General features: G+C 52.7%; 21 protein-coding genes and 1 tRNA gene. 11 read left to right on the plus strand and 11 right to left on the minus strand.

All coding sequences use genetic code 11. The features are described 5' to 3' along the window. Positions 1 to 4 precede the first annotated feature (4 nt). Positions 5 to 313 (minus strand): citrate lyase acyl carrier protein, encoded by a 309-nt coding sequence (citD, locus tag IMQ33_RS12730; RefSeq protein ID WP_024528134.1) that lies wholly within the window; start codon positions 311 to 313, stop codon positions 5 to 7. After that, positions 310 to 1,383: a [citrate (pro-3S)-lyase] ligase gene (gene citC, locus IMQ33_RS12735; RefSeq protein ID WP_196061926.1), complete on the minus strand. Its 1,074-nt coding sequence runs from the start codon at positions 1,381 to 1,383 to the stop codon at positions 310 to 312. Before citC ends, citD begins: the two co-directional genes overlap by 4 nt. 323 nt (positions 1,384 to 1,706) lie before the next feature. Here citC and dpiA point away from each other — a divergent pair, with 323 nt between their 5' ends. Further along, positions 1,707 to 2,393, plus strand: coding sequence for a two-component response regulator DpiA (dpiA, locus tag IMQ33_RS12740; RefSeq protein ID WP_196061498.1), 687 nt, complete (start codon positions 1,707 to 1,709; stop codon positions 2,391 to 2,393). Between the two features lie 75 nt (positions 2,394 to 2,468). Here the strand turns inward: dpiA and IMQ33_RS12745 are convergent, their stop codons facing one another. From IMQ33_RS12745 to IMQ33_RS12760, 4 genes are all read right to left on the minus strand, one after another. Then, complete coding sequence (locus IMQ33_RS12745) at positions 2,469 to 3,452, minus strand: ABC transporter permease (protein ID WP_098930580.1); 984 nt, start codon at positions 3,450 to 3,452, stop codon at positions 2,469 to 2,471. Positions 3,453 to 3,454: 2 nt separating this feature from the next. Beyond that, complete coding sequence (locus IMQ33_RS12750) at positions 3,455 to 4,393, minus strand: ABC transporter permease (RefSeq protein WP_029711009.1); 939 nt, start codon at positions 4,391 to 4,393, stop codon at positions 3,455 to 3,457. 76 nt (positions 4,394 to 4,469) lie between these two features. Beyond that, on the minus strand, positions 4,470 to 5,951 hold the full coding sequence (locus tag IMQ33_RS12755; protein ID WP_065683282.1) for a sugar ABC transporter ATP-binding protein: 1,482 nt from the start codon (positions 5,949 to 5,951) through the stop codon (positions 4,470 to 4,472). Between the two features lie 74 nt (positions 5,952 to 6,025). Beyond that, a complete protein-coding gene (locus tag IMQ33_RS12760; protein WP_226906712.1) occupies positions 6,026 to 6,961 on the minus strand; it encodes an autoinducer 2 ABC transporter substrate-binding protein in 936 nt (311 codons plus the stop codon). A 483-nt stretch (positions 6,962 to 7,444) separates the two neighbouring features. On the opposite strand from IMQ33_RS12760, the gene IMQ33_RS12765 reads away from it, so the two are divergent. The 7 genes from IMQ33_RS12765 (at position 7,445) to IMQ33_RS12795 (ending at position 15,902) form a co-directional block, all read left to right on the plus strand. Beyond that, a complete protein-coding gene (locus IMQ33_RS12765; RefSeq protein ID WP_021805795.1) occupies positions 7,445 to 8,074 on the plus strand; it encodes a response regulator transcription factor in 630 nt (209 codons plus the stop codon). Positions 8,075 to 8,086: 12 nt separating this feature from the next. After that, complete coding sequence (locus tag IMQ33_RS12770) at positions 8,087 to 9,619, plus strand: MASE1 domain-containing protein (protein ID WP_196061527.1); 1,533 nt, start codon at positions 8,087 to 8,089, stop codon at positions 9,617 to 9,619. A gap of 88 nt (positions 9,620 to 9,707) precedes the next feature. Next, complete coding sequence (gene uhpC / locus IMQ33_RS12775; protein ID WP_024528124.1) at positions 9,708 to 11,000, plus strand: MFS transporter family glucose-6-phosphate receptor UhpC; 1,293 nt, start codon at positions 9,708 to 9,710, stop codon at positions 10,998 to 11,000. 273 nt (positions 11,001 to 11,273) lie between these two features. After that, positions 11,274 to 12,305 (plus strand): ABC transporter substrate-binding protein, encoded by a 1,032-nt coding sequence (locus tag IMQ33_RS12780; RefSeq protein ID WP_024486073.1) that lies wholly within the window; start codon positions 11,274 to 11,276, stop codon positions 12,303 to 12,305. A 67-nt stretch (positions 12,306 to 12,372) separates the two neighbouring features. After that, a complete protein-coding gene (locus IMQ33_RS12785) occupies positions 12,373 to 14,451 on the plus strand; it encodes an iron ABC transporter permease (RefSeq protein ID WP_196061499.1) in 2,079 nt (692 codons plus the stop codon). Between the two features lie 25 nt (positions 14,452 to 14,476). Beyond that, positions 14,477 to 15,535, plus strand: coding sequence for a ferric ABC transporter ATP-binding protein (fbpC, locus tag IMQ33_RS12790; protein ID WP_037375424.1), 1,059 nt, complete (start codon positions 14,477 to 14,479; stop codon positions 15,533 to 15,535). Between the two features lie 291 nt (positions 15,536 to 15,826). Further along, a tRNA-Asn gene (locus IMQ33_RS12795) sits at positions 15,827 to 15,902 on the plus strand. A 204-nt stretch (positions 15,903 to 16,106) separates the two neighbouring features. Here IMQ33_RS12795 and IMQ33_RS12800 read toward each other — a convergent pair. The 5 genes from IMQ33_RS12800 to fixA are packed head-to-tail and all read right to left on the minus strand — an operon-like array spanning position 16,107 to position 20,847. Further along, on the minus strand, positions 16,107 to 17,438 hold the full coding sequence (locus IMQ33_RS12800; protein WP_196061500.1) for an MFS transporter: 1,332 nt from the start codon (positions 17,436 to 17,438) through the stop codon (positions 16,107 to 16,109). A gap of 50 nt (positions 17,439 to 17,488) precedes the next feature. Then, positions 17,489 to 17,776 (minus strand): ferredoxin-like protein FixX, encoded by a 288-nt coding sequence (gene fixX / locus IMQ33_RS12805; RefSeq protein ID WP_024528119.1) that lies wholly within the window; start codon positions 17,774 to 17,776, stop codon positions 17,489 to 17,491. Next, positions 17,773 to 19,059 carry an FAD-dependent oxidoreductase FixC gene (gene fixC / locus IMQ33_RS12810; protein ID WP_098930572.1) on the minus strand — a complete coding sequence of 429 codons (1,287 nt, stop codon included), beginning with the start codon at positions 19,057 to 19,059 and terminating at the stop codon, positions 17,773 to 17,775. The genes fixX and fixC overlap by 4 nt, the downstream gene beginning before the upstream one ends. A 59-nt stretch (positions 19,060 to 19,118) precedes the next feature. Continuing rightward, positions 19,119 to 20,060 carry an FAD-binding protein gene (locus IMQ33_RS12815; protein ID WP_196061501.1) on the minus strand — a complete coding sequence of 314 codons (942 nt, stop codon included), beginning with the start codon at positions 20,058 to 20,060 and terminating at the stop codon, positions 19,119 to 19,121. A 13-nt stretch (positions 20,061 to 20,073) separates the two neighbouring features. Further along, positions 20,074 to 20,847 (minus strand): putative electron transfer flavoprotein FixA, encoded by a 774-nt coding sequence (gene fixA, locus IMQ33_RS12820; RefSeq protein ID WP_161713895.1) that lies wholly within the window; start codon positions 20,845 to 20,847, stop codon positions 20,074 to 20,076. Between the two features lie 428 nt (positions 20,848 to 21,275). Here fixA and caiT point away from each other — a divergent pair, with 428 nt between their 5' ends. The 3 genes from caiT to caiB all read left to right on the plus strand — a co-directional run bounded on the left by caiT (position 21,276) and on the right by caiB (position 25,256). Further along, positions 21,276 to 22,790: an L-carnitine/gamma-butyrobetaine antiporter gene (caiT, locus tag IMQ33_RS12825; RefSeq protein WP_173409021.1), complete on the plus strand. Its 1,515-nt coding sequence runs from the start codon at positions 21,276 to 21,278 to the stop codon at positions 22,788 to 22,790. A gap of 39 nt (positions 22,791 to 22,829) precedes the next feature. Then, on the plus strand, positions 22,830 to 23,972 hold the full coding sequence (caiA, locus tag IMQ33_RS12830; protein WP_098930563.1) for a crotonobetainyl-CoA dehydrogenase: 1,143 nt from the start codon (positions 22,830 to 22,832) through the stop codon (positions 23,970 to 23,972). Between the two features lie 63 nt (positions 23,973 to 24,035). Continuing rightward, positions 24,036 to 25,256 carry an L-carnitine CoA-transferase gene (gene caiB, locus IMQ33_RS12835; RefSeq protein WP_098930561.1) on the plus strand — a complete coding sequence of 407 codons (1,221 nt, stop codon included), beginning with the start codon at positions 24,036 to 24,038 and terminating at the stop codon, positions 25,254 to 25,256. The last annotated feature ends 28 nt before the right edge of the window (positions 25,257 to 25,284 follow it).

Raw genomic sequence — 25,284 nt, forward strand, 5'->3', positions numbered from 1 at the left:
GTGTTTATTCAGCGTTTTCACGGCGTTCCTCCCAAGGCAGCGTGGCGGATTCGCTGGCACGCATCAGCGCGGTTTCCAGCCGTGCACGCAGCACACAGTCCAGTGCGCCTTTATCGTCGACAATCACCTGCACCGGCGGCACGTCGTACTGCTGCAAAACCTGCAACAGGGTGTGGCGGATGGCATCGCCGAACTGTTTTTCCACGCTGCTGGCAATCAGCAGATCGTGTTCCGGGCCTTCTGCTGGCGCGATACGGACCATGACATCGCTGGATTCCAGCGTGCCGGCCATTGCTTCTCGGATTATTTTCATTGTTCACCTGATTGTGCGGACTCAAATTCTTGCGGTATTGGCTTGGCCCGGCGCTGTGCCTGCAGATCCTGCAGGTAGTACAGCGTGTCTTTCGGCACCAAAGGCGCGGCGGCATGGAAGTCTCCCGCAGCCAGCAGCTTGCGCACCCAGGAGGCAGAGATCGCCGTGCCCTGGTACTGCAAGCGCTCAATTTCCACCAGATCGATCGGTGGGCTAGGCAACGCCGGAGTTTCCAGCCAGTAACGCATGTCGCGGTTGTATTTCGCCGTGACGGCGCAGAACGGTTCGTTGCCGACAAATCGATGCGTGATGCCCAACGCGGGGGCCAGATACTGGCGGAAAATTTTCAGATCGATTTCGGTGTAACAGTCGTCGGCAACCCCCTGCTCTTTAATGAAGTAGCAAGGGAAAGTGGCGCGGGAGATCACGTATTGAGACCCCTCATGCACCGTCAGATTGGTGATCCCCTCGGTGCCCTTCAGTACCAGATTGCGGCGATCTTCATAAGGGAAGCGCGAGGTGTTTTCTTTCACCAGGAACAGATGCAGCCAGTCACAGCGGGCGGCAGTTTCCCGCACCAGATATTGATGGCCGCGGGTAAAGGGGTTGGCATTCATCACGATGCTGCCAATGGTGTCGCCCGGCTGGCGCTCGCTGGCCAGTTGTGCGGCGTAACGCTTCAGGCGGCACGGGCTGTTTTCCATCAGCACCACGATGCCCGGCACGCTGGCAATCGGGTAGAAACCACACTGGCGAAACAGCGCCTCATTCTGCACTTTGGTGTAGATAAACAGCTGGGTGTGATGGCGCTCATAGGCCAGATTCACCAGTTCGGTCGCCAATGATAACGCCAAGCCTTCACCGCGCATTTGCGGGCTGATGGCCACGCATTTGATAATATTTTCGGCGATACCTCCGCAGGCAACCAATTGCTCGCCCTGGGTCACGGTGATAAAAACCTCGACCGTGGTATCAATATTCAGATCGTTACTACGCAAAAAAGCATTAATTGCCGCTATATTTTTGTGATCCGATCTTTTCACCCGATTAAATACGGCATCGCCCAGCATGTCAGTCTCTCTAAAATAACTTATCAATAACATTTGAAATACAAAATCCCATTACAGTTAACATTAAGGTGTAATAAAAACCTTAAAAACCATTGAGTTGAAATGGCCCATAACACGAACGGGGTATTTAATGGCGCCATGTTAAACACAAATAACGCCCTGATTATTGACCTATTTCACAATCTACCCGCAGTAAATAAGTTGTTTAATGGTTTTTATTTACTTAATTATTTTTATAGTTTTTATTAGCGACATAGTGTTTAATTAAATAACCATCTCGCTGAGATTTAATTAGCAGCATAATTAAGCAACGGGGAATTAACATGGAGTGGCTAAATATTCTGATTGTTGAGGATGAAACGCCGTTGGCAGAAATGCATGCGGAATTCATCAAGCAGAATGGCGGGTGTCGGCAGATTTGGCTGGCAGGCACCCTGGCACAGGCACGTACGATGACCGAACGTTTTAAACCCGACCTGATCCTGCTGGATAATTTCCTGCCGGACGGCCAGGGCATAGAACTGCTGCGCGAGTGGACGCTACAAGGCTACGGCGGTGGCATTGTGTTTATCACCGCCGCCAGCGATATGGACACCGTGGCCGAAGCGCTGCGCTATGGCGTGTTCGATTACCTGATCAAACCCCTGGCCTATGACCGCCTGGCGCAAACCCTGCAACGCTTTAGCCAACGGCGCGAAGCGCTGAAAGACACAGCGCGGGTCAACCAACGCCGTATCGATGAGATGTTCAATACCTACGCCCGCGGTGGCGATCAGACCACGTTGCCCACCGGCATTGATGAGCTGACGCTGATGAAGATCCGCGCTTTGTTCGAAGATCCGCAAGTGCGCCATACGGCAGAAAGCGTGGCACAACAGATCGGGCTGAGCCGCACCACTGCCCGGCGTTATCTGGAGTTTTTCAGCGCCAACGATCAATTAGTGGCGGAGATTATTTACGGCAAAGTGGGCAGGCCCCAGCGGATCTATCGTTCTGCAAGCAATGGCTAAACAGGAGCGCCCAACATACCGTGATGTAGTGGGCTGCTCCCGGGGCTGTCGAACCAGTTTGGTGAACTTGCACTATCACTGCAACGGCTTGTTCTGCCTTAAGAAACGCAATGCTGGGACTTTTGCACCTTTGACAAAGATAAACGCCAGCAGTAGCGATCCCCACAGTGCCATGGTGATATAGCTACTGACTCCCATGATATTTAGCCCGCTCTCCAGCATTTGCAACAGGAACAGCGCTAGCACAATGCCGAACACCTTGCCAAATCCACCATCAGGATTCACCCCGCCTAATACCGTCGCCAGGATAGTGATAAGCAATAGTGACTCACCGTAGGAGGCTTTGGCCGAGTTGAGTTTGGACATCATCAGCAACGCCGCGACGGCACACAGTAACGAGGAAATGACATAGACCCAAATCAGCGTGCGGCGGGTATTAATCCCAGAGAAAAAGGTGGCTTTTTCGTTGGAGCCGGACAGGTATATCTGTCGGCCCAGCGGGGTCTTGGCCAACATAAGCCAAAGCAGCAACGCCACCACGGCAAACAGATAAAGCGGGACTGGAACCCCGAGGAAATAGCTGCGATCCAATGCCAGTACATAGCTCGGAAAGTTAGAAATCGCCGAGCCTTTGGAGATCAGCACGTTCACCCCTTTGAGCAAGGTCATGATGCCCAGTGTCGCCAGAATTGGGGATACCCGAACCACCGAGATAAGCACCCCATTGATGATCCCAACCACCAAGGCAACCGAAACCCCTGCCAACAGCATCACTATCAATGAACTGAACGTTGGCTCAAGATGGGTGCACACCCAGGCCATCACCAGCGCACTGGCGTTCGCAGTGGCAATAATGGATAAGTTGATGCCACCGGTCAGCATGGTGATCGCCATCGCCAGCGTCAATATCCCCGCGACGGGGATCTGTGAGGCGATGGATTGAAAATTGGCCGCAGACCAGAATACCTGTGGGATCAGCACACTGAACACGCCCGCCACCAGCACCAGCAGTGCCACTAACCAGCGCTCGGTATGATCACGTTGAGTTGTTTTCGACATGGTTATATCCCTACCTTATGACGTTGGCCCCAGGCTGTCACACTGATACTGATGACGATCACCAGACCGATCACCACGCTATGCCAGTACGACGAAATACCCAGTAAATTCAAGCCATTTTGTAATATTGCCAGCAGGATCACCCCGAGCAGAGTCCCGGTTAGGGTACCCCGCCCGCCGACAATACTGGTCCCGCCCAACACCACCGCCGCCAGCACGGTGAGTTCATAACCGAGCAACGAGTCCGGTGCCACCGTCAAGACGGTATAGGACTGCACCACACCGGCAATACCGGATAAAAACCCCATATAGCCATAAACAAACAGTTGCAGCTTAACAATGCTGAACCCCATGCGGGATGCCGCTTCCTGATTACCGCCCAACGCATAAATTTGCCGGCCAATGCTGGTGCGAGTCATCACCAAGGCAGTGACGATAATCGTCGCCAGCAAGGTCAAAATGGGCAGAGAAAGGCCATAGTCATAGCCATCAGCGGCGGTGAAAGAGAACAGCATTGGCCCATGTTCGAACCATTCTGGATAGGTATACAGCCAGACACCCCGGCTGAGATACAACAGCAACCCGTAGAAGATATTCAGCGTGGAAATGGTAATAATGATGGACGGCACCCGCAGGCGATTAACCAATAGCGCATTGATCACCCCCAGCAACAAGCCGATGCCTCCCGCCAGTGCGAAAGCCACCGGGAAATTACCACCAAACTTCACAATGAATGTCACCATGACATATTGCGAGATAATGGTCATCGCCGGGAATGAAATGTCAATACCGCCAGAAATCAAAACGATAAAAAAACCACACGCCAAAATGGTTAGCATGGCGTAGTTATTTATCAAGTCATAAATATTGGCGAGCGTCAGAAATTCTGGGCTGGTGAAAGCAAGATAAGTCGAAATAATCAATATGGTAAAAGCCAACATAACTTCATGGCGTTTCAGATGCTCTTTATTGAATAAGCCTGTTTTTCCTACATCAGATTTATTGAGTACATGGGGATTAGCCATTGACTACCTCCGCAATGGCAGCTTCGCTGCTGTTACTTGGCAAGAACTCCTGCACGAGCCGCCCGGACCGCATAACGATAATACGGTGGCTATTAAAGTAAGCTTCATCAATCTCATCACAAACCATTAATACCGCAATCCCACGAGCCGCCAATGCATTGATAATATTATAAATGCCGGCCTTGTTGGCGATATCGACCCCAACGGTCGGCGAGTCGAGGATCAGTATTTTCGGGTCGGTTGCCAGCCATTTGGCGATGGCAATGCGCTGCGCATTTCCACCGGACAACGTATTGACCGGCAAGTCGCTATTACCGATTTTGATCGACAGGTGTTTCACCATGTCTTCGACCAGTGTGTCGACTCGCTCGGCCCGCATCAGGTGAAAGGCATTTTTAAGCCGGTGTAATACCGTGGCACTGATATTGTCGCGGATCGATTGCTCCATAATCAGCCCGGTGCTCATTCGGTCTTCCGAGACATAGCCCACACCGGCGGCAATGGCATCGCGGTTACTGGCGAACCGCATTGGCTTATCATTGATACGAATGCTGCCCGACTCGGGTTTCGTTAAACCAAATAGGCTGAGGCACAGCTCTGTGCGGCCAGACCCCAGCAAACCAACCAACGCGACAATTTCGCCAGGATGCAAAGCCAGTGAGATATTCTGGTATTCGTTGCCGCGGGAAAGCGCTTCCACTGCCAGCACGACCGGACGCGCTGCGCGGTAAGGCGGTAGCACCTGAAAATCAAATTTCATATCCGTCATCAGCCAGGCCAGCCGCTGATTATCCACTTCAGCAGCGGGGTAGGTTCCAACCCACTGGCCATCTTTCAGCACGGTAATACGGTCTGAAATCTCCAGCACTTCGCTCAACCGGTGACTCACAAATACCACGCAGATATTGCGTGATTTCAGCTCATGCACCACCCGTAGCAAGCCGTTAACTTCTTGCCGGGTCAGCGACGCGGTTGGCTCGTCCATCACAATGAGGCGGGCATCTTGTGCAAGCGCACGGCAGATAGCGACTAATTGTTTCTGAGCGATAGATAAATTCTCAACCAATTCGTCCAGATTAAGGTGGGCATCAATGCTGTTAATGACGCGCTCGGCGGTCTCCCGCATCTGACGTTTATGCACCCACAGCTGATGGTGATAATGGTTCATGGCGATATTCTCAGCCACGGTCAGGTTCGGGAATAATGATAAATCCTGATAAATGACCTGGATCCCCAGGCGGACAGACTCAATAGGCGTGAGGGTTGAATAGGTTTTGCCATCAATAATAATGGCGGCATCTCTATCGGGTTGGTAAACACCAGAGATAATCTTGATCAGTGTTGATTTGCCACAACCGTTCTGCCCAGCAAGGCAATGTACCTCACCCGGTAACAGGGTCATGGCCACCTTATTCAGCGCTTTGACGCCATAAAAGGTTTTACTGATATTTTCCAGGGTAATAAATGGCTGCATACATCCTCTTACTCCAGGCGGGCATTGTTCACAGAGCCGAACAAGGGGTCCGGCTCTGCGGTAATGCGGGGGAATTAATACAGAGAATCCACGTTGTCTTTGGTGACTCGCAGCACATTGTGGAACTGAATCAGGTGTTTATCCTGATCAACTTCCGCTTTACCCACCCCTGGGATCTCCATGCCTGTTTCGATTTTCTCACCTTTAAGCACTTTGTCAGCAACGGCAGTCAGTGCATAACCGGCAGAACCTGGGTCATACGTGACGCCCATGGCGATATCACCACTTTTAACCAGCGAGGCTGCCTGAGAGGGGATCATCATGCCGAACACGTGAACATTGTTTTTCGCGCGTTTCTCTTTCACTGCGCGCCCGGCGCCAATTGGGCCTTGTGAACCGAAGGCCACAATACCTTTCAGGTCGCTATGTGCTTTCATCAGATCCAGTGTGGTGCGGCGTGAGTCATCAATGCTCTCGGCGACAGGCATACGGCTGGTCACTTCAAACATTTCCGGATAATGCTCTTTCTGGTATTTAACAAACAAATCTGCCCACAGGTTATGTTGTGGCACGGTCAGGCTACCGACATAGATGACATACCCCCCTTTTCCGCCCATCGCTTTTGCCATTTCTTCCACGTTGTCGGCGGCAAACTTGGCGTTATCGATAATTTCAATATCCCAGTTAGCGCTAGGCTGCCCTGGTGATTCATTGGTTAATACCACGATACCGGCGTCACGCGCTTTCTTGAATACGGGTTCCAAAACATCGGCATCGTTCGGCACAATACTGATGGCACTGACTTTCTTGGCGATTAAATCTTCAATAATTTTAACCTGTTGTGGAGCGTCGGTACTGGATGGGCCAACCTGATAGGCCTTGATACCCAGGTCTTTACCGGCACGTTCCACACCTTCACCCATGCGGTTGAACCAGGGCATTCCGGCGATTTTCGAAATATTGACGACTTCCACTTCTTGCGCCAATGCACCGCCCGAGCCCACCAGCATGCTGAACAGGCTAGCTGCCAATAACGTTTTCACACTCAATTTTTTCATCTAACACTCCCGGATCTAATGTAGGTTGAGGCATAACCGCCTAATAGCGAGGTAACACATTGGTATTCTTTATATTTTATTGTTAGTGACGATTTACCGGGATGCCGTTTTTACATCTGCACAACATTCCCGTAGAGGGACTCTACAACCTCGATAGCGATTTCCCCCATATCTTTGAATGCTATTTATATGGACAAACTTGCAACCTTCCCGGTTTGCGACAGGGGTCATGCTACTGAGGGGATAAACGAAGCGAATTGCGTAAAATAACCGCAGGAAGGCAATAACAGTGCTGGTGACAAGGATACTCAGGGTCGATGCGGCAGGCCATTTTAATGCCAATCTGTTAACTCCCTTCCATTTTGCAGCGCAACAGTTGCCAGCAAGGGTTTTCCTGCGCATGATGCGGAAAATCTCACACTTTGTTACAGGCTTATGATTAACGTTGCGCTGATAGACGACCACGTGGTGGTTCGTTCCGGATTTGCCCAGTTACTGTCGTTGGAAGAGGATATCCGTATCGTCGGCCAGTTCGACTCGGCGGCACAGGCATGGCCACACTTACTGCGCGATCCGATCGACGTGGCGGTGCTGGATATCGCCATGCCGGATGAAAGCGGCCTCAGCCTGCTCCAGCGTTTACGCCAACAGCGCCCCACCTTTCGCGCCATTATTCTCAGCATCTATGACACCAATGCCTTCGTGCAAAGCGCGATTGATGCCGGGGCCGGTGGTTATCTCACCAAACGCTGTGGCCCCCATGAATTGGTGCAGGCGGTGCGCGCCGTCAGCAGCGGCGGGCTTTACCTGTGCGCGGATGCCTTACGGGCACTGCGCCATACTCCGCAGCCACCGAAAGAATTGCAGGTACTCACGCCGCGCGAAAAAGAGATCTTCGATCTGCTGGTCAACGGCCTGAGTGTCAAAACCATCGCCCAACAGTTGACCTTAAGCCATAAGACCGTACAGGTGCACCGCGCCAATATCCTCGGCAAGCTGCATTGCGACACGACCGTGGAACTGGTGCATTTCGCACTGCAACATCAACTGCTTGCCGGGAGTTAACCGGTGCCGCCAATGGTGCGCCGCCTGGCGCTTTCGCTGTTTCTGGCGCTGTTTTTTGCCCTCAGTTGGCTGGCCCTGTGGACCATTAGCCTGCACCTGAGCCATAACGGTCAACAGGCCGTACTGCTGTTTCCTCAAGGGCTGCGGCTGGCGCTGCTGATCCTGCTACCCCGGCGTTACTGGCTCACGCTGTTACTGGCGGAAGCCGCCACGCTGTTATGGCTGCATGACCAGCAATTGCTGAACGATCGCTCGGTGCTGTTGCTGCCGTTGTTAAGCCTGCTACCAGCCTGGGCCACTCAGCGGCTGTGGTATCGCTATCACCTGTACTGGCAACGGTTATCGCTATTGCTGGCGGCCATCGCTGCCAATGCGCTGCTGTGTGGGCTATTGGCGGGGATCTGGCTGCCATCCAGTATCAGCCAAACCTTGCTGACCAGCTTTACCGGCGGCGTGCTGCTGGTGCCTTTCGTCTATCTGATTTATACCTACCTGCGCCAGCAACTGGTGACGTCGATGCCCGTTCCGCGCCCCTCAACACCACAGCTACGCACCTCGCTACTGCTGTGGTGTTCACTGTTTCTCACCATGGGGATTTGCGTGCAACTGGCGATCGCCCCGGAGATGGAGCGGTTGCTGTTGATCTTTATCTTTCTGCCCAACGTGTTTATGGCTTATCGCTTTGGCTGGCAAGGGGGCGTACTGGCGGCGCTGTTTGGCAGCGTGATGATCACCCTCACTCGCCAGGCCGGTGGCGCGTTTCAGGATCTGCAAGAGTTGGAGCTATTCCTTTCTACCCAGGCGCTGTTGGGGATTGGGTTGGGGATTGCCATCAGCCGTCAGCAGCAATTGGCGCAAAAGCTACAGCGCTATCGCCAGCAGTTGGAACAAGAGCTGGCGGCTAAAAGACACCTGATGGAGCGGCTGGTGGGTACCGAAGAAGAGGTGCGCAAAGCCATCGCACGCGAGTTACATGATGAAATCGGCCAGAATATTACCGCCATTCAGATCCAGGCGATGTTGGTGAACCGCAGCGCCACCGCCCCGGCCACCCGCCTGGCCGCGGAGCAGATTGATTCGTTGTCACAACGCATCCACCACACCACCCGCACCCTGCTACGGCAACTGCGCCCACCGGTGTTGGAAGAGATGGAGCTGGACAAAGCCCTGCACCACCTGGCCGATGAGTTTTCCTTTGCCGAACAGGGGATCAGCTTCCAGCTGGATTACCGCCTGCCAGCCACGCCAGATGATGAAACCCTGGTATTTACCCTCTACCGCGTGGCACAGGAGTTGCTCAATAACATCAGCAAACATGCCTGCGCCAGTCATGTGCATTTAAGCCTGACGCAAACCCACCAAACGATCACCCTGGAAGTCCGTGACGACGGCCAGGGCATGCCGTTGCAGCCCACCAGCGGTTTTGGCCTACGCGGTATCGAAGAGCGAGTGCGCGCATTGGGGGGCGATTGGCGGCTCCATCGGCGTAATGGCACGCGCATAATTGTTAACCTGCCCACAAAACTGAACAAAAACCCCGTCTGACTAGGACTTAGTCTTAGGTGCCTAAAACCTTGTCTCATCCAATCCTGTTTTCTGCACCCTACACTGCTCTCACTGTCTGGAGGACCCCATGGCATCGGCCACGTTAACCGCAGAGCAAATCAGCGCTCGTTACCGCTACTGGCGACCACGCCTGATGTTTTCGATGATCGTCGGCTACGGCGCATTTTATCTGACACGCAAAAGCGTCAGCTATGCGATGCCGGTGATGCAGCTCGAACTGGGGTTGGATAAAGGGGATATCGGCCTGCTGGGTACGCTGTTTTACCTGGCCTATGGCGGCTCGAAGTTTGTCTCCGGCATCGTCAGCGATCGCAGCCAGGCACGCTGGTTTATGGGCGTCGGGCTATTTATCACCGGCGTGCTGAACATCGTGTTCGCCTTTTGCCATTCGCTGACGGCGTTGCTGGTGGTCTGGACGTTAAACGGTTTCTTTCAGGGCTGGGGCTGGCCGCCCTGCGCCAAGATGCTCACCAGTTGGTATTCGCGCAACGAGCGTGGCTTCTGGTGGGGCACCTGGAATACTTCGATCAGCCTGGGCGGTGCGGCCGTGCCGTTGCTGTCCGGATATATGGCTTCGCACTACGGTTGGCAGGCTGCGCTGTTGCTGCCGGGAGCCATCGGGATGCTGATTGGGCTGTGGTTGTGCTGGCAACTGTGCGGTAAACCGCAGCAGCAAGGATTACCCAGCGTAGGCCACTGGCGGCGCGATCCGCTGGAGCTGTGGCAAGAGCAGCAAAGCCCGGCAATGCCGATGCGGCGGATGTTGTTTGACACCATATTGCGCAATCCGACCATCTGGTTGCTCGGTGTGTCCTACATCCTGGTGTACCTGATACGTATTGCGCTGAACGATTGGGGCAACATCTGGTTGGCGGAGAGCCACGGCGTCAACCTGATGAAGGCCAACGCCACGTTGTCACTGTTTGAACTGGGTGGGCTGTTTGGCGCGCTGTTTGCCGGGTGGGGATCGGATCTGCTGTTTCGCGGCCTGCGAGCACCGATGATCCTGCTGTTCTCCATCGGACTGTTTGTGACGACGACCGCCCTGTGGCTGGCCCCACTGCACCATTACGGGCTGCTTTCGGCCTGCTTTTTCGGCCTCGGCTTTTTTGTGTTTGGGCCGCAGATGCTGATCGGGCTGGCCGCCACGGAGCACTGCCACAAGGACGCGGCCGGGACCGTGACCGGGTTTCTTGGTCTGTTCGCCTATCTGGGGGCCGCGTTGGCCGGTTGGCCGCTGGCGCAGGTGTTGCAACATTACGGCTGGTATGGCTTTTTTGCCCTGCTGGCACTGGCGGCCACCTGCGTCGGCCTGCTGTTGATGCCGCTGCTGATGGCCGGGCAGATACGGCAACAGTAAGACATGATTTTTACAGGGTGATGAGGGATTTTAGCCGGTGCAATCCCCATCACCCTCTCCCACAGGGAGAGGGGACCGAATGTGCAACATATTATCTTCTGCGTCGGACGTCAGATCGCAGGGACTGGAGCCAGAGGATAAAAAGTGCCACAGATTGATCCTCGCACCCAATAGCAACACCGGATCAGCTCCCCCTCCCTGGGGGAGAGGGTTGGGGTGAGGGGAAATTGGTTTGCTTTACCCTACAAAGACAACAACAAAAAGGACAACACCATGAAATTGACACCTCTCAACACCCTGCTGGCCACCACGCTGGCGCTGACTGCCCTGGCCGGAACCGTGCAGGCCAAAGGCCGTCTGGTGATCTATTGCAGCGCCACCAACGCCATGTGCGAGGAAGAAGCCAAAGTCTTCGGGGAGAAATACGACGTCAAGACCAGCTTTATCCGCAACGGCTCTGGCAGCACCCTGGCCAAGGTAGACGCGGAGAAGAAAAACCCGCAGGCTGACGTCTGGTATGGCGGCACGCTGGATCCTCAATCGCAGGCTGGCGAAATGGACCTGTTGGAGCCTTACGCTTCGCCGAACCTGGAGCAAATCATGCCGCAGTTCCGCGATCCGGCCAAACGTAAAGGCAACTACTCCTCTGCGGTGTATATCGGCATTCTCGGTTTTGGCGTCAACACCGATCGTCTGAAAGAGAAAAACCTGCCTGAACCCAAGTGCTGGAAGGATTTGACCAACCCGATCTACAAAGGGGAGATCCAAATCGCCGATCCACAAAGCTCCGGCACAGCCTATACCGCACTGGCCACCTTTGCGCAGCTGTGGGGCGAAGAAGCCGCCTTTGATTACCTGAAACAGCTGAACGGCAATATCTCACAGTACACCAAGTCCGGCATCGCCCCGGCCCGCAACGCCGCGCGCGGTGAAACCACGATCGGTATTGGCTTCCTACACGACTATTCGCTGGAAAAAGAGAAAGGTGCCCCTCTGACTCTGGTTTCCCCGTGCGAAGGTTCTGGCTATGAAATCGGTGGCATCAGCATCCTCAAGAACGCCCGCAATATGGAAAACGCCAAGCTGTTCGTGGATTGGGCACTGTCAAAAGAGGCTCAGGAGCTTTCCTGGAAGAAGGGTCAGTCTTACCAGATCCTGACCAATACCACGGCAGAGACCTCCCCTAACTCGCTGAAGCTGGATCAACTGAAATTGATCGATTACGACATGGATACCTACGGCGCTTCCGACATGCGTAAAAAGCTGATCACCAAATGGGTTAACGACGTGAAGATGGGCCACTGATCCCATCCAGCATCTATCGGGCGTAGGCTCTACGCCCGCTTCATTTTCGTTTATTCCGGGGAATATCATGTCTGAAACCATCACCTTGCGCACGGCGCAGGGGCGGGATCCCATTTTCTACTGGTTGCTGCTGGCGCTGGCAGGTTTCGCCCTACTGCCTTCCTACAGCCTGGACTACGGGCTGCTGGAGGCGACCAGCGAAGAGCTGCTGGCGGCCTATGGATGGTCACATGCAGGCCTGGCTGTGCTGTGGTTTGCCGCCCCGCTGCTGCTGGCTGTGCGCCCGCAGATTGCCACTGGCCGCGAGCAACGCAACCGCCACCTGTTTGATGCCGGTTACGCCCTGGCCTGTGGGTTATTAGTATTTATCAGCGCCGCCACGACCGGTACCGGGATGGGGTTCGCAACCTTGCCACTGCTGGTGGCAATGGGCGCAGTGATCACCCTTGCGCTCTCAAGGCTGGAATGGCTGGGTGGCGATCGCTTCGTACTCGGATCGCTGGTGGCAGTGATCGCCCTAATCGTGTTGTTTATCATTTATCCCAGCATCGCCATCTTTATCCCGATGTTCACCGATGAGGCCGGTGCCTTCGCCCCGTTAGCGTTTATGCAAACGCTCGGGCAGGCACATATCCTGCAGGTGATCTGGAACTCCTTCCTGCTGTCCGTGGCCGTCGGGATTGGCTGTACCTTCTTTGGCATGGTGCTGGCGATTTATACCACGCGTATCGCCCGCCGTTCGGCGGTGATTGGCCGTATCTTCTCGATCCTGCCAATCGTCACACCGCCGTTTGTGGTTGGTTTGGGCGTCACCCTGATGATGGGCCGCTCCGGCTACATCACCGAGCTGATGGTGACCTGGTTTGGCCTGACCAATACCAACTGGCTCTACGGCTTTACCGGGATCTGGTTGGCCCAGGTGCTGGCCTTTACGCCCATGTCATTTATGATCCTTGATGGGGCTATCAAGACCATCCATCCGTCGCTGGAAGAGGCGTCCTACACGTTGCGCGCCAACCGCTTCCAGACCTTTACCCAGGTGTTTATGCCGCTGCTGAAACCGGCACTGGCCAACTCGTTCCTGATCGTCATTGTTCAATCGCTGGCGGACTTCAGTAACCCCTTGGTTCTCGGCGGCAACTTCGACGTATTGGCCACGCAGATCTACTTCTACATTACCGGTGCGCAGCTTGATTATCAGGCAGCCAGTACGCTGGGCGTGGTGCTGCTGATGTTCTCGCTGCTGGTGTTCTGCGTGCAATACATGTGGATCGGCAAGCGTTCCTACGTGACCATTTCCGGCAAATCCAACCACGGCGACGTTCAGCCGCTGCCGGTGACGCTGGTGTGGGGCGTCTCGCTGATGCTGTATGTCTGGATCGCCTTCAACATCTTGCTGTACGGCAGCATTTTCTACGGCAGCTTTACCGTTAACTGGGGCGTGGACTACACGCTGACACTGGACAACTTCAGCAAGCTGTTCGGCCAAGGCTTCAGCGACGGCGCATGGCCTTCCCTGATCGACACCTTGCTGTATGCCGGGATTGCCGCACCGATCACTGCCATTTTCGGCCTGCTGATTGCCTACATCGTGGTACGCCAGCAATTCCAAGGCAAGAAGGTGATCGAGTTCAGCACCATGCTGTGTTTCGCGGTGCCAGGAACCGTGGCCGGTGTTTCCTACATTCTGGCGTTTAACAGCGCGCCGGTTTACCTGACCGGAACGGCAGCCATCGTGATCATTTCGATGGTGATGCGCAACGTGCCGGTGGGGATCCGCGCGGGTATCGCAGGTTTGGGACAGTTGGACAAGTCGTTGGATGAGGCCTCCCTCAGCCTGCGTGCCGGTTCGCTACGCACCATAGTGTATATCCTGCTGCCCTTGCTGCGCCCGGCGATCCTCTCGGCGTTGGTCTACAGCTTTGTCCGTGCCATGACCACCGTGAGCGCCATTGTTTTCCTGGTTACGCCAGATACGCGCGTCGCGACGTCCTACATCCTTAACCGGGTCGAGGACGGCGAGTATGGCGTGGCCATCGCCTACGGCTCGATCCTGATCGTAGTGATGCTGGCGATTATTTTCCTGTTTGATGCCCTGGTTGGCGAAGCGCGGGTCGCGCGTTCCAAAGCCCGGAATGCGGCCTGATACCCGGCGGAGAAGGATGAACAACATGTCTGACATTCAAGATAAGAAGCACTTTGTTGAACTGAAAAACGTCGCCAAGCGGTTTGGCAACAACACCGTGATTGAAAACCTGAGCCTGGCGATCCCCCGTGGGGATATGGTGACGCTGCTTGGCCCTTCCGGCTGCGGTAAAACCACGGTCCTACGTCTGGTCGCCGGACTGGAGAAACCCAGTGGCGGGCAGATCTTTATCGACGGCGAGGACGTGACCGATCGTTCCATTCAGCAGCGAGACATCTGCATGGTGTTTCAGTCCTACGCGCTGTTCCCCCATATGTCGCTGGGGGATAACATCGGCTATGGTCTGAAAATGCTGGGAAGGCCCAAGGCGGAGATCCGCGATCGGGTACGTGAAGCCCTGATGCTGGTCGATCTGGAGGGGTTTGAAGAGCGCTATGTCGATCAGATCTCCGGCGGCCAGCAGCAACGTGTCGCCCTGGCACGTGCGCTAATCCTCAAACCCAAGGTGCTGCTGTTCGATGAACCGCTGAGTAACCTGGATGCCAACCTGCGCCGCAGCATGCGTGAGAAGATCCGCGAGTTGCAGCAGCAGTTCAACATCACCTCACTCTACGTCACCCACGATCAAAGCGAAGCCTTTGCGGTTTCCGACACCGTGCTGGTGATGAACAAAGGAGAAATCATGCAGATTGGCGCGCCGCAAACGCTGTACCGTTACCCGGCCTCGCGCTTTATGGCCGGATTCATGGGCGATGCCAACATCTTCCCGGCCAAGGTAACCAGCAGCGGCGTAGAGATCTTTGGCTACCCGGTGCCGCGCCCGCAAGGGTTTGCCCCCGGTTTACAGCAATGTACCGTGGGCGTGCGCCCGGAAGCGATTACCCTCAGCCAACATGGGGAACCGAGCCAGCGTTGCACCATCAGTAAAGTGGCTTACATGGGGCCGCAATATGAGGTGCTGGTGAACTGGCACGATCAGTCGCTGCTGCTGCAGGTAAACGCTACGCAGTTACAGCCCGAACCGGGCGACAGCTATTTCCTGCAAATCCATCCGTTCGGCATGTTTGTCCTCGCCGACGAGTAAGCTGAATTTACCCCCGCTCGTCGTTCCGGGCGGGGGTATTTCTCGATGTCTATCCCCCTGTTCCATCTCGGTTAATCCGCCGCGGGTCTCTGAAGATAATCCGAACGGCGGCTATTCCCGCAGTTTTAGCGTTGATGCCGAGTGGTCGGCTGAGTTTGAAACAGGCATCCATGGGATAAATCTGCCAAAAGCTCAACGGGTTGCGCATTCTATAAGCAAACAAACGCAGAATGCGTAATCCCCTTTGACTTCCCCTCTGCACCCCGTTATGATTCCGCTCGTTCAAACGATTCCTCTGTAGTTCAGTCGGTAGAACGGCGGACTGTTAATCCGTATGTCACTGGTTCGAGTCCAGTCAGAGGAGCCAATTCCAATTCTATGCTGTCCCAGCAAATCCCATATCCGATTAAAAATCGACACATCATATAAAAATCGGGTTAGACCTCTTCCCACACTTAGTACTGATGACTGCCAATACATTTGAGGGCTTTATTAGAGGCCTATTCGGTTCGATTTAAATTTCCCCGTTCAGGAATATGATAGAAATCAAGTCAGAAAAAGAATCATCATCTCATTTCATCGATGATTTTCTTGTCAGCGACATTTTTCCCGCCTCACTCAAAGAAAGTCCTTTGGTTTCGGGAGCAAATAAAACCGAAACAATTAACCCCACTAAAGAGATAAATGCGCCGATTAGCATCACCGTATTTATTCCATAGCGAGTAATAAATACCGGCAAAGCCCACATCGAAATAATCGCGCCAATCCGGCTGATAGACATAATCACCCCAACTGCAGAGGCGCGTATATCGGTGGGGAAGAGTTCGTTGGGATAAAGCCACTGTAATATTCCCGGACCACCAGAGAAAAATGCGTACACCGCAAAGGCAATAACCACCAGGCTAATTTGTAAATGATCAACCAGCCCAAGAATAGCCAGAGCGCCGGTCATCATCGCAAAACTCCCAATCAACAGCGGACGACGGCCCAGCGTATTGAGCCAGTACATGGCAGGAATGCAGCCTAGCATAAAGAAGAGGCTTATCACCACATTCCCCAGCGCCGCATTTTTCCCCTGATCCCAACCCAGCAGGCCAACGATTTGCGGGCCAAAGGTGTAAATCGCAAACATCGGAATAACCTGACAGGTCCAGATCACGGCAACAAAGAGCACTACGGGAAAATGTCGCTTGCTAAACAACTGCAAGAAACGCGTTTCCGGCTGCGGTTCTTCGTCAAATATCAGCGGCTCACCGAACAGTTTCAACATCATTTGCTCGCACTCTTTTACCCGGCCTTTACGCAACAGCCAGCGCGGGGATTCAGGCAGATCAAAACGTCCGATAAGAATGACCAAGCAGGGGATAAAGGCACTGCCGAGCATCCAGCGCCAGCCATCCACCATATCGTAAAGCCAGAAACCAACAAGATTGGCGCAAGTCGCCCCGACATACCACATAGCCGCAATAAAACCGACGGCAAACGCCCGCTGGCGGGTGTTGGAAAATTCAGTAATCATTGAAGTTGCAATGGGATAATCAGCGCCAATAACAATACCGATTAATACCCGCATGACCAGAAGTTCTGCGGGTGTGGAAACAAACATGGTCGCGACAGAAATAAGTCCGATGGCGACAATGTCGATCAGGAACATTTTTCTCCGCCCAACGCGATCACAAATATAGCCAAACAGTGAGGTACCAATAAATAACCCCACCAGCGTCCCAGCCCCCAACAGGCCAATCCATTGCGCATCGAGTTTTAATAATGGCGTGAGTTGTTCCAGCGCCACGCCGATTATCACCAGGACATAACCATCCAAAAATGGGCCACCACTGCCCCAGAGCATGATCCGCCGATGAACTGACGAAAACTGAATATCATCATATTTTCTGGGCTGCATATGCGTTTCCTTTTTTATTACAAAAAACTTTCATATTGCGAGCAAAAAAATCAACCGTAACGATATTCCACGCCGAAAGTTCCGCGCGGGTATTCCCATTTTTCCAGCGCACTTCCCAGCCCGAGAATTCGACAGGTTCCACATTCAAGACACCCGGCGTAATCAAAACGCACTGAACCATCCTCTTGCTTTTTATATAACCCTGCCGGGCAGGCTTTGGTTAATAGCGTCATCACCTGCATATCGGGCTGCGATTTCACAATGATGTGCGGGTTTTGTTCATCGACGTTGAATTTATTGATGCCCAGTTTGACATCCACATTGACTGGCTTACTCATAGCGCAGTGACTCCTTTAATACCGTCTTTCACCAAGTTGATAAAGCCCACTTTCTTGGCGTGTTTAAGGATGTTTTTACGCAGCGGCACAGGTGGTTTTCCATTAATGGTAAATAACTCGCTGGCGATGCCAATGGCCATTTCCGGGTATTGCGTGAACATGCGAGGGTTGTCGAGGAACGCGGGCATTTTCTGGTACATTTTCATGTCCCGCAACGGTCCACCCTCAAGCAGAGCAAGGTATTCGCTGAGGCTCTTTTTACTATAATCGTCTCGCTTCATTGCGCTGAGCAGCGTTTTTGCGGCGGCTTCTCCGGAGGCAACCGCCAAATCCATACCGCGAATGGTGAACCCCAGGTTCATGCACATACCCGCCGCATCACCTGCAATCAGCACGCCATCTCCCACCAGTTCGCTCTGCATGCGTAGGCCCGCTTCTGGGACAACGTGGGCCCCATACTCAATCATCTTGCCGCCTTCAATCAGCGGAGCCACTACCGGATGGCGTTTGAAATCTTCCAGCATCTGCGGAACGGATTTTTTTGCGTCTTTCAAGTGATGAAGCCCGCAAACCAGCCCGAGCGAAAGCGTGGTGTTATTGGTGTAAAGAAAACCACCGCCCATTAATCCATCCGTTGGTGCACCAGCGAATAACCAGGCCACTCCTTCACTGCCTCGCAAATTGAATCGATTTTGCAGCACCTCTTTCGGCAACTCAATCAGCTCCTTAACACCCACGGCCACATTTTCTGCTGTAACCGGTTTGGTCATTCCCAATTGTTCGGCAAGCAGGGAGTTCACGCCATCAGCAAGAATCACCGCTTTGGCCTCAAGGACGTCGCCATCAGCTTCCACACCAATAACCTTGCCATCTTTTACCACCAGTCTGTCAACCCGAATTCCAGTAATGCACTGCGCTCCAGCGTTTTCCGCCTGATCTATTAGCCAGGCATCAAATTTGCTGCGCAATACCGAGTAAGAAACCTCCCCGGCTTTCGGCTCGTCGCCATTGTGATAATCCAATGTCATCGCGCGCGTTTGTGTCAGAAACGACAATTTTTCGTGGGTGATCACACGTTCGACGGGAGCCTGCTCGGCAAAACCCGGGATAATACGCTCCAGACTGTGGGCGTACATGCGTCCACCTGTCATGTTTTTTGCACCCGCAGAATTACCGCGTTCAATAAGCAGAACCTGCGCCCCTTCTCGGGCAAGCACCAGAGCTGCAACCGCCCCTGCAAGCCCGGCTCCAACAATGATGGTATCGAAGACATCTTCGGACATAACCACTCCTGAACCTGAATAAAGTGGCAACGCATACCTTCACACGCTGCCGAAAGAGATCAACTGGCTAGCAGACGAGTCAGCTTTGGAAGGATAGTGAAAAGATCGCCCACAATGCCGTAATCCGCGTACTGGAAAATCGGTGCATTTTTATCTTTATTGATTGCCACGATAGTCTGAGCACCATTGGCACCGACCATGTGCTGAATTTGGCCAGAGATCCCTACGGCCAGATAAAGCTCAGGTTTGAGGAGTAAATTCGAAATGCCTACATAGCGCTCGTGCTCCATCCATTTTTCGTTTTCCGCGACCGGACGCGAGCAGGCGAGTTCAGCACCGATAACTTCACACAAAGCATTCGCCAGAGCGATATTCTCCTTGCTTCCAATACCGCGCCCAACGCTGACAACCAGCCGAGCTTTATCAAGATCCACGGAATGGCTTTCCCGTACCTGTTTGCCAGTGCAAACAATGGTATTTTCGGGAGCCAGCCACTGCACCGGTTGTACCGTTCCGCTCCTCGCGACATCAGGCTTCGCCGCCTCGAAAGTTCCGCCACTCAAGGTCAGTATGCACAAGGGTGAATAAAGGGTTTCATTGCTAAAGGCCAACCCGCCGTAAACCATATGTTTTGCCACCAGCACGCCATCAGAAACCGCAGCTCCACTGGTATCATTCACTACAGCAGCACTTAGACGAGCCCCTAGTCTTGCCGCCAGCAATTTGCCACGACGGCTATTAGGCAACAGGACCAGTCCACTTTGGCTCTGGCCTTTAAGCATCTCAACCAGCGTATCTGCATAATCTTCGATAATACTGTCGTCCGGTTTGCCTTGCAGCTGCCAGACCTGGTTTGCACCCAGTTGAAATGCCGCCGTACTGTGTTCTGCGTTAAGGGCAAACACCTGAATATTCTCCCCCAAGGTCTGTGCCCCCCCCATCAGTTCCGGCAAACGGGACAAGGTATCGCTAAAAACCCAAACGTTTGAAAACTTGCTCATAACCTGCCCCTTTTTACTGGATAATCTTGCGTAAATACCCGGCAAATGCCGCAACCTGTTCATCGCCATCACCTTCGATGATGACCCGCAAACGTTCTTTCTGTTTTGGAGCAACGATTTGCTGTTCAGACAAAGCGGTGACATCCCCGATACCCACATCTGCCGCCATCCATACTTGAACGGGCTTTTTCGCGGCACCGAGGATGGCTTTCATGGAAGGAATTTGTGGAGTATTGATATCGGTGGTGACACAAATCACCGCTGGCAGCGGGACGGAAAGGGTTTCGGTTTCATCTTCGAGTTCGCGTTCAACCACAATCATATCAGCACTTATCGAAAGAATTTTTTTGATACCATTTAGCGCCGGAATGCGCAAAGCTTCACCAAGCAACAGGCCCACTTGTTGAGCGTAGAGATCGGCGGAGCCGTCACCACATAGAATCAGGTCAAACCCTAGTTTGTTAACTGCAATGCCTAGTACCGTTGCCGTGTGATGTGGTAAGGCGTGTTCCAGTTGTTCATCAATCACGACCACCAGTTCATCCGGCCCGCGTGAAAGCACATCCTTTCGCCCTTTAGCATTATTCAGGATGTTACCGCCCGCGCTAAGCGCGACAATGTGCGCATCCGCAACCTGTACTTTGAGTTGAACCGCGGCTTCGATAGCATTGAGATCGTACTGGCTGATTTTACTTTCGGCACGGGATAAATCTAATGAACCATCAACATAATTAACCGTAATATCCTGCTCATCGGGCACACTTTTGTAACATGTAATAATCCTCATCACATCTCCTGATATATTAATGAAAGCATTAGTCATTGCAGCAATGGGGTGAATAAATATCATATCCAAAAGTGAAAAAGTAAAACCCCAATCACCAATATTGAACATACCAAGCCATAATCATGGAAATATTCAATATTGCCACTTGCCTCACAAACATTGAATTTCACAGAGTGAAAAATCTTCACAACAAAACTCATCCCATTGTTTTAAATGAACTAAAACGCATTTCTTGTGATGCATTTATTACAAAAACAAATTTGACAGAGTTAACGATACAGGCGTTTACTAGTATTTAGCATTGTACGAGAGCTTACTCTATCAGGAGAAATTCATTTCAACTGAAATAAAATTAACATAATTTAAACAAACGAGAAACTTATTATTTCAAACATCCTTATTCACGCCATATAAAAGCGGGATTGACTATGAAAAATGAAAAGAAAAAGGTGGGAATAGAACCCAAAGTATTCTTCCCGCCGCTGATTATCGTCGGCATTCTCTGCTGGCTAACCGTCCGCGACCTGAATGCAGCTAATACTGTTATTAATGCTATCTTCAGTTATGTCACTAACGTCTGGGGCTGGGCCTTTGAATGGTACATGGTAGTCATGTTCGGCGGCTGGTTCTGGTTGGTTTTTGGCCGCTACGCCAAAAAACGCCTCGGTGACGATCCACCGGAATTCAGCACGGCTAGCTGGATTTTTATGATGTTCGCTTCATGTACCTCCGCTGCAGTACTGTTCTGGGGGTCGATTGAAATTTACTACTATGTCTCCAGTCCACCGTTCGGCCTCGAACCCTATTCCATACAGGCAAAAGAGTTAGGCCTGGCGTACAGCCTGCTGCACTGGGGACCGTTGCCGTGGGCAACGTACAGCTTCCTTTCCGTGGCATTCGCTTACTTTTTCTTTGTTCGCAAAATGGATGTGATTCGCCCGAGCAGTACGCTTATCCCGTTGATGGGTGAAAAACGCGCCAACGGAATTATCGGTACCATCATCGATAACTTCTATCTGGTGGCGTTAATCTTTGCGATGGGCACCAGTCTGGGCCTTGCGACACCACTGGTGACGGAGTGTATTCAGTTTCTGTTCGGCATTCCACATACGCTGCAACTCGACGCCATCATCATCACCTGCTGGATAATTCTGAATGCTATTTGCGTGGCTTGCGGTCTGCAAAAAGGGGTAAAAATCGCCAGTGACGTGCGCAGCTATCTGAGTTTCTTGATTCTCGGGTGGGTGTTTATTGTCGGCGGTGCCAGTTTCATCATGAACTACTTCACGGACTCCGTGGGTACGTTGCTGATGTATCTACCGAGGATGCTGTTTTATACCGACCCGATAGCTAAAAGTGGTTTCCCTCAGGGGTGGACCGTTTTCTACTGGGCCTGGTGGGTGATTTACGCCATTCAGATGAGCATCTTCCTCGCCCGAATTTCGAAGGGTCGTACCGTACGTGAACTGTGTCTCGGTATGGTTGCCGGACTGACCGCTGCGACCTGGTTGCTGTGGACCATTCTTGGCAGTAACACCTTGCAGTTGATGGATCAAAACGTTGTCAATATTCCTGAGCTTATCAAGCTGTACGGTGTGCCACGCGCCATCATCGAAACATGGGCCGCTCTACCACTCAAAACTGCCACCATCTGGGGTTTCTTCATTCTTTGCTTCATCGCCACTGTGACGCTCATTAATGCCTGCTCTTACACCCTGGCAATGTCGACTTGTCGCTCAATGAAAGATGGCGATGAACCACCGCTGCTGGTGCGTATCGGTTGGTCTGTTCTAGTGGGGGTCATTGGTATCGTGCTACTGGCACTCGGCGGACTCAAACCGATACAGACGGCAATTATCGCCGGTGGATGTCCGCTTTTCTTCGTCAACATCATGGTCACGCTTTCGTTTATCAAAGACGCAAAAATACACTGGAAAGATTAATAGTTAACAAATAAATCAATAAATTAAGAGGTTAAATAGATGGATTTTAGACTGAATGATGAACAAGAACTGTTTGTTGCTGGTATCCGGGAATTAATGGCCAGCGAAAACTGGGAAACCTACTTCGCCCAATGTGATAAGGACAGCGTCTACCCGGAACGCTTTGTGAAGGCGCTGGCGGATATGGGAATCGATAGCCTGCTTATTCCTGAAGAACATGGCGGACTGGAAGCCGGGTTTGTCACTCTTGCCGCCGTCTGGATGGAGCTTGGGCGGCTGGGTGCTCCAACCTATGTTCTTTATCAATTGCCAGGCGGGTTCAATACCTTCCTGCGTGAAGGCACTCAGGAGCAAATAGACAAAATAATGGCATTTCAGGGTACCGGCAAACAGATGTGGAACTCTGCTATCACCGAACCAGGTGCCGGTTCCGATGTCGGTAGTCTGCAAAGCACCTATACCCGCAAAAATAATAAGGTTTACCTGACGGGTAGCAAATGCTTCATCACCAGCAGCGCGTACACTCCGTATGTAGTGGTGATGGCACGTGATTCCGCCTCGCCTGAAAAAGCAGTATTCACCGAGTGGTGCGTCGATATGAGCTTGCCGGGGATCAAAATCAACAAGCTGGAAAAGCTAGGCCTACGCATGGATAGCTGCTGTGAGCTGACGTTCGATAATGTCGAACTGGATGAGAAAGATATGTTTGGCCGTGAAGGCAACGGTTTTAACCGCGTGAAAGAGGAGTTCGACCATGAGCGTTTCCTCGTTGCGCTCACGAACTACGGCACCGCAATGTGCGCTTTTGAAGATGCGGCACGTTACGCCAATCAGCGTGTGCAGTTTGGCGAAACTATCGGGCGCTTCCAACTGATTCAGGAAAAATTTGCCCACATGGCAATCAAACTGAACTCAATGAAAAACATGCTGCTGGAAACCGCCTGGAAGAGTGACAACGGGCTCATCACCTCGGGCGACGCCGCGATGTGTAAATACTTCTGCGCCAATGCAGCATTTGAAGTCGTCGATGCCGCTATGCAAGTGCTGGGCGGAGTGGGTATTGCCGGTAATCACCGTATTACCCGTTTCTGGCGCGACCTGCGAGTGGACAGGGTTTCTGGCGGTTCTGATGAAATGCAGATCCTGACTCTGGGGCGTTCGGTGCTGAAACAATATCGCTAAACCATTGCTGACTGACGCAGAGGCTCGATGGCCTCTGTTCAGTTTTATGACGAGGTGTAAACCATGACCACTCATTTACCGATGCCCGAATTTGGTCCCCTATCCGGGCTGCGGGTTGTTTTTTCCGGGATCGAAATTGCCGGGCCGTTTGCCGGACAGATGTTTGCCGAATGGGGCGCGGAAGTTATCTGGATCGAAAACGTCGCCTGGGCCGACACCATCCGCGTTCAACCGCATTACCCGCAGCTTTCGCGCCGTAATTTACGTGCGCTCTCCCTCAACATTTTCAAAGATGAAGGCCGCGAAGCATTCCTGAAGCTAATGGAAACGACCGACATCTTTATTGAGGCCAGTAAAGGCCCGGCGTTTGCCCGCCGTGGCATTACTGATGAAGTGCTTTGGCAGCACAATCCTCGTCTGGTCATTGCCCATTTATCAGGCTTTGGGCAATACGGTGATCCACAGTACACCAACCTGCCCGCTTACAACACCATTGCTCAGGCGTTCAGCGGCTACTTGATTCAGAACGGTGATAAAGACCAGCCGATGCCCGCGTTCCCCTATACCGCAGACTATTTCTCCGGCATGACGGCAACCACATCGGCGCTGGCTGCGCTGTATAAATCGCGCCAGACTGGCAAGGGCGAAAGTATCGATATTGCGATGTACGAAGTCATGCTGCGTATGGGCCAGTACTTCATGATGGATTACTTTAACGGCGGTGAAGTTTGCCCGCGCATGACCAAAGGCAAAGACCCTTATTACGCGGGCTGTGGACTTTACACCTGTAGCGACGGTTATATCGTGATGGAGATTGTCGGCATCACCCAGATTCAGGAAATCTTCGCCGATATTGGTCTTGCGCACCTGATCGGTACGCCAGAAATTCCGAAGGGGACACAGCTTATTCATCGCGTGGAATGCCCTCATGGCATGCTCGTTGAAGAGAAACTGGACGCATGGCTGGCAACACTCACCATCGAGCAAGCGCTGGCACGACTTGCAGAACTGAACATCGCCAGTGCCAAAGTTCTAACCATTCCTGAGTTAGAAAAAAACCCGCAGTACATTGCCCGTGAATCAATCACCCAGTGGAAAACCCTGGAAGGCGATACCTGCAAAGGGCCGAATGTGATGCCTAAATTCCGAAACCATCCGGGGAAAATTTGGCGCAGCATGCCTTCTCACGGAATGGATACTGACGCAATTTTGCAAAGTATCGGTTACAGCGAAGCTGATATCAGGGGGCTGGTCGCTAAAGGACTGGCCAAAACAACAGAGTAAGCGCATGACCGGCTCAAACGGATTGTTA

It is taken from the genome of Serratia sp. Res13-Sevr-LER1-36-b (assembly GCF_015673035.1).
Classification (GTDB): Bacteria; Pseudomonadota; Gammaproteobacteria; order Enterobacterales; family Enterobacteriaceae; genus Chania; species Chania fonticola_C.